5 protein-coding genes, 1 rRNA gene and 2 pseudogenes are annotated in these 5,992 nt (G+C 33.9%); 1 reads left to right on the forward strand and 7 read right to left on the reverse strand.

Translation table 11 applies throughout. From position 1 onward, the window contains the following. A 5S ribosomal RNA gene (rrf, locus tag B5P40_RS34465) occupies positions 1-76 on the forward strand; the annotation flags it as partial. A 151-nt stretch (positions 77-227) separates the two neighbouring features. Here the strand turns inward: rrf and B5P40_RS28090 are convergent. From B5P40_RS28090 to B5P40_RS28115, 7 genes and pseudogenes are all read right to left on the reverse strand, one after another. Next, entirely contained in the window at positions 228-686 is a 459-nt protein-coding gene (locus B5P40_RS28090) for an ASCH domain-containing protein (RefSeq protein ID WP_113710288.1), read from the reverse strand. Positions 687-713: 27 nt separating this feature from the next. Further along, positions 714-914: pseudogene (locus B5P40_RS34470) on the reverse strand (peptidase M20); the annotation flags it as partial. A 424-nt stretch (positions 915-1,338) separates the two neighbouring features. Then, on the reverse strand, positions 1,339-2,136 hold the full coding sequence (gene bacA / locus B5P40_RS28095) for an undecaprenyl-diphosphate phosphatase (RefSeq protein WP_002124850.1): 798 nt from the start codon (positions 2,134-2,136) through the stop codon (positions 1,339-1,341). Between the two features lie 17 nt (positions 2,137-2,153). After that, on the reverse strand, positions 2,154-2,891 hold the full coding sequence (locus B5P40_RS28100) for an ABC transporter permease (protein ID WP_002124852.1): 738 nt from the start codon (positions 2,889-2,891) through the stop codon (positions 2,154-2,156). Further along, a pseudogene (locus B5P40_RS28105) lies at positions 2,884-3,812 on the reverse strand (ABC transporter ATP-binding protein). Before B5P40_RS28105 ends, B5P40_RS28100 begins: the two are co-directional and overlap by 8 nt. Before the next feature lie 68 nt (positions 3,813-3,880). Next, the gene (locus B5P40_RS28110; RefSeq protein ID WP_016121372.1) at positions 3,881-4,894 is read right to left on the reverse strand and encodes a sensor histidine kinase; all 1,014 of its coding nucleotides are present in this window, start codon (positions 4,892-4,894) and stop codon (positions 3,881-3,883) included. Continuing rightward, a complete protein-coding gene (locus tag B5P40_RS28115; RefSeq protein WP_113710289.1) occupies positions 4,884-5,597 on the reverse strand; it encodes a response regulator transcription factor in 714 nt (237 codons plus the stop codon). Before B5P40_RS28115 ends, B5P40_RS28110 begins: the two co-directional genes overlap by 11 nt. Between the last annotated feature and the right edge of the window lie 395 nt (positions 5,598-5,992).

Raw genomic sequence — 5,992 nt, forward strand, 5'->3', positions numbered from 1 at the left:
CGAACACGGAAGTTAAGCTCTCTAGCGCCGATGGTAGTTGGGACCTTGTCCCTGTGAGAGTAGGACGTCGCCAAGCAATTTTAAGACGAGTCAGAATGACTCGTCTTTTTTGTGTTTAATGAAATAAGCTTGTTATTAATGGCTCAAGAAATCCATTGATAACAAGCTTATTTGTTTAAAGATAAATGTATTTATCTAGTATGGATTTCCGGTAAAATCGTTATTTATCATAGCTTCACTTTGTTTTTTACATCGATAAGCTTAAAACGTTCGCAAACGAGCAGCATATCTTCAGAAAAACTAAGACCAAGTTCGCTTAGTTCCTTTGTAAAAAACTGAATATGGGTATCTCTCCAGTAACTATAGGTACGATCGCCTTCGCCTTCAGCGATAGCGAATTCTTCAGTCACTTCATTCATTGGCATTATAGTTACTTCTATTGTCTTAATAATAGCTACAGGTTCATCCTGACTATTGAGTACAATACTATAATCGTTAGTTGTTGGTAGTGGTTCATTTTCTGATTCATAAAAAATATGGCCCGAGCATGTTGCGGTTTTCACACCATCAATGACTAATTGAGCGAGATAATCAGGAGAATCACCAAATTGCCAAGCTGTAACAGATTCTGGTTTTTTATTGTTTCCCCAATAAGTATCCCAATATGATTGTGCTAATGGATTCATTTGTATATTTACCTCGCTTTAATTTTTTTATAAGCCTTGAGCAACTTGCTTATTTGTAATAGTTTTGTAGTCATATAAAATCTGGGTTGTTGTATTACGGATTAATACAAGTAATACGCTGAAGGAATATGGTTTATAAACTTGTTCTGTCCATTTATGACCATTTTCCCCGTAGACGCCCATATTAATAGACGGGATGTTCAATTTTCGAATTGTTTCGTATGGTAATGGATATAGTTGTTCTGTAGTCTATTTGTGATTTGGGCTGCAATAAAGTTAGGGTCAATGCCCGATCACCTACACGTACTTCGCTTCCATAAATATAGAAACAAGGAAGAATTGATGTATAGCAAAGGGGTGAGAACATTAGTTCTATCGTGGTGTAATGGGTAGACTCAATCAATTGAGGTGCTTATTTTTACTTCAGCATATGTGTATAAAGAAGAAATGCTATTACTAGGTTCGGATTTCAAATATAGCCTTTAACGTTACATATTTTAATGAAGTGTTGTTTATATGTAAAGAATATTCTGATTATTAATATTGATCTATTATCCACTATGCCATATTGAAGTGAGTAATACTAGAGGTGAAATAGATAAAAACCGATATTCCTTGAATATCGGTTTAATAATATGTGACTTATATGAAGCTATAGCAATACGAAAAGTGTAAATACAATGGCTAACAAAATACGATAATATGCAAAAGGTTTTAAACCTATCTTTTCTAAAAGCTTCAGGAAGGTTACTACCGCTAGCATTGCTACAAGAAAAGAGGTAATGAATCCTACCGCAAACATAGGAATATCATCTACACTTAAATACTTCCAACTTTTTAATAAGTCTAACCCTGTAGCTCCGGCCATTACAGGAATGGCAATGAGAAAAGAGAACTCAGATGCAGCCTTATAATTTACTTTTGCTAATAGCCCTCCAGAAATAGTAGAGCCCGCTCTAGAGAAGCCAGGATATACTGCTAAGCATTGAAATAATCCAATTGTTAATGCTTGACGGTATGTTAAATCATCTAGTGAAAAGGCGGTTGCCTCTGCTTTTTTTGCTTCTGCAAAAATCATAAGAATTGCTCCTGCTACAAGTCCGATTACGACAGTATACGGCTGAAATAAGTATGTTTTAATAACATCATGTAATAATAGGCCAACAACTACTGCTGGGAATACACCGAGAAAAACATGTAATGCATTGAATTTTTTCTCTTTCCGTAGAAGGGGTTTAATATTACATAAAGAAACAAGGCGTTTATGATATAAAATCGCGATAGCTAAAATTGCCCCTAACTGTATGACAATTTCAAACGTTTTTGCCCTTTCTCCTTCAAAACCTAATAAATGTCCGACTAATATAAGATGGCCAGTAGAAGAGATGGGTAAAAATTCAGCTAACCCTTCTACAATACCAAGTATGAAGGCAATGATAAGATCGCTCATAGTTTCACTCCTATAAATTAATGAATATCCACCCTTTTAAAATAGAATAGTGTTGTAATAAATCCGAAAATCGCTGTTACTGCAATGATGATATAAGAATACTCTGATGGATAAGTCGGTTGTAATTCGTTATTTGCTATATCTAGAGTAGCGGTCCATGGGAATAGGTCTTTATGTTTTGAATTTACGATCATAAGGTTAGTCATTGTAATAATGATTGTTAATATAATAGGCGGTACATAGGTCTTCATTACAAGAGTTAGTAGTACAATAGGTGAAGACAAAAGAAAGAGAAGTCCACCACATATTAAAAATTTTATGAGAGAGCCTAAAAGTAAGGTGATACTAAACCCAGGGAAGCTACCTATTAGCCCTAATAATAAAGTTAGCGTCCAAGCAACTAAAGTTAGCATCATGATCCAAAGGAATAGAAGGATAAACTTACTTATAATAAAGCTAATACGTGATACTGGGATAGTTAGCAAATTTTTTAATGTATCTTCCGTGTATTCACGGGTAAATAGATAAGCGATCACAACTCCATATAAGGGGAATCCTATAATTAAAGTAGTGTATAGGTTAACTTCAGTGAATAGTTGACCAAATAAAATAGTTGGAGTAGGTTGCTTTGTCTTCATGTGTATATAAGAAGCTACAACCACTAAAAATGGCGCGACACCTGCTCCGATAATACTAATCAAAAACATATTGGATCGTTTCAATTTTAATAGTTCTGTATAAAGCAGATTAACCAATTGTGCCACCCCCAACTAGTTTGGTGAAATAATCTTCTAGTCTATCTTCGCTCATCACAATTTTTAATACTTCAACATCATTACGAACTAACGTTCTATTGATGTGTCCTTGCTGTCCAAAGTGAGAATAAACGCGAATATTTCCTTCATCATGTACCTCATAATCAAAAATTTGAAAATGCTTTTCTAATAGCATCGCAGCTTTATTATCATTATTTACCTGGAATTCTATGTACTTACGATTGGCTTTACGCAGTGTATCAAGAGAAACTTCTTCTAATAACCTTCCTTCATGAATAATTCCCATACGATCGACTAGTTGTTCCACCTCAGCTAATATATGACTAGAAATGAGTATCGTTATATTTCTGTCTTGAGCTAAAGATTTAATGAGTTTTCGCATTTCTTTAATACCGATTGGATCTAGTCCGTTAGTTGGTTCATCTAGTATGAGTAGTTCAGGATAATGGAGAAGAGCACGTGCAATTCCTAAGCGTTGCTTCATTCCTAAAGAGTATTTTCTACTAATTTTTTTGTTTCGTGCTGCAAGCCTACAATTTCTAATGCTTCTTCAATTGCATTCCTTTTGTGAACTCCAATTATCTTTGCATTAATTAATAAGTTCTCTCTTGCAGTTAAGTTTTCATAAAATCCTGGGACTTCAACGATAGAACCAATTCTTCTTAAAATTTCTTTTGGATTCCGAAGTAAATCCTCACCGAATATTTCTATATTTCCACTTGTAGGTTTTATAAGACTAAGCAGCATACGGATTGTAGTTGTTTTACCAGCACCGTTACGCCCTATGAATCCATAAATCTCTCCTTGCTGTACATTTATATTTAGATTATCTACTGACTTTTGGTTCCCATAAACTTTAGTAAGGTTTGTCGTTTTTATAATTGTATTTATAGGGGGCACCTACTTTCTATAAGTTCTTAATTACATAATAAAAAGGAAGGTTTAACTGCATATTAATCATTTCTTAACTATTTCTTAAAAGTAGTGTGTTTTGGGACGGAAAAACCAAAAGTAGTTCGTTCCCAGGGAATACTGTCAACCCATATGCGCCCACCATTTTTTTCAACGAGGGCTTTAGAAATAGAAAGTCCGAGGCCACTACCACCGTAAGAAGGATTTCTTGATTGTTCGCTGCGGTACATCCGCTTAAATACGTTTTGTAAATCATGTTTTGGAATACCGGGTCCCTTGTCCCAAATAAGAAGCTCATATTCTGTATTGGTTTCTAGTAGTTCGACTCCTACTATTTTCCCAGCTTTTCCGTGATGGATAGCGTTTTTTATTAGATTACCTATAATTCGTATAAGGCTAAGGTGATCTGCAATAATAGGGGAAGTAGATTCTGGTATGAGAACTTGTAGTTCAATGTTATGTTTTGATAGCTCGGGTAAAAATTCGATTAATACTTCTCTAGTAACTTCAGAAAAATCGAGTTCTTCTTCTTTTAATGGAAATTCATCAGCATCTAGCTTGGCCATATTAAAGATTTCATCGACCAGATGTTTTAAGTCATTCGATTTCTTATAAAGTATTTCAAGATATTCTTGCTTTTCTACTTCAGAAGCAGCGACATCATCTTTTAAAGCATCAATATATCCAATAATAGAAGTAAGTGGTGTTCGGATATCATGTGAGATATTAGATAAAAGTTGTTTTCTAGCTTCTTGGGATTTCCTTGCTTCGATCTGACCCTTTTCTAATGCAGTTATTAAGTCGTTTATTGAAAACACGATACTATTTAGTGAACGGTCGTTATTTGTGAATAGCCTCGTTTGTAAATTCCCTTTAAGTGCACGGCTTAATTTAGTAACCATCGATTCGTTGCTTTGAATAAAGTGAACTCTTGAAAAGAAAAGATATATTGTGATTATGATAAGAGCAATAAATAAAGATATTTTTACATGGTATCCCATATCTATATTTAAAAGTCCGCAAATGATAAGTTGTAATGAAATAAGAATGAGGATCTTATCATTTTTCAACCTTTTCACCTACAAACTTATAACCGATTCCCCATACAGTCTGAATGAATTTTGGATTGGAAGAATCGATTTCTATTTTCTTTCTAAGCTTTCTAATATGCACCATAACTGTATTATCATCTTCTATATAATTATCGTCCCATACATTCCGAAAGAGTTGTGTTTTCGTAAATACTTGCTCTGGGTTTGAAGCGAAGAATTTTAATAGTTCATGTTCTTTTCCAGTTAAGTTGATTTCTTTTCCGTTCGTATGGACTGTGTATTTTTTAAAATCGATAGTTAGTCCTTTAAATGTTAAAGCTGTTTTCTCTTGTACGTTAGTGTTACTTCCAAGAACTAAAAAACGTCGCATAAGAGCTTTTACTCTTGCAACCACTTCGTGAATACTGAAAGGTTTCGTAATATAATCATCAGCACCTATGCTTAAGCCCAAAATTTTATCAACTTCGTGATCTTTAGCAGTTAGCATTAATATAGGAATGTTGGTTGTATCTCTAAGTTTTCTACACACTTCGATACCATCTACTTTCGGCATCATAAGATCTAATATAACGAGGTTGTAGTTATTTTTGTTAAATAAGCACAACGCTTCTTCGCCATTAATTGCAGTATCTACCATATATAATTCTCGTTCTAAATATCTTTTTAATAAGTCTCGAATTTCTTTATCGTCATCTGCTATAAGAATACGTATATCTTTCATATCGTCACCTGTTTCTAATAGAATGTTATTGATATTACAACTTGATAAACAAAGGGGAATAGGGAGCGGTAATAAAAAATAAAGCAACTTTCTAATTATATACTATTAATTGTTAAAATAAGGTTGCTAGTTTAGCTGAAAAGAATCAATTGTATGAGTTCGGTAAGATGGGGGAAGCGAGTCCTTTGAAATAGAGAAGTGCCTAAATTGAATAGTATTTAGAAGAATAGATTGGTAAAGAAAAGTAGACGATGGTTTCTATTTTAATGAGATCTTTGTAGGTCCTTATCTAGAGTTAAAAGAGTGCAAAGGTACTAAATTAAATTTCTTTGTAAAAAGGTATTGACGATTAGTATATAGAGGTGTAGTATAGGACAAGTCGCCGATAGCAACAA

Source organism: Bacillus sp. SRB_8, from assembly GCF_003264205.1.
In the GTDB taxonomy this organism is placed as follows: domain Bacteria; phylum Bacillota; class Bacilli; order Bacillales; family Bacillaceae_G; genus Bacillus_A; species Bacillus_A mycoides.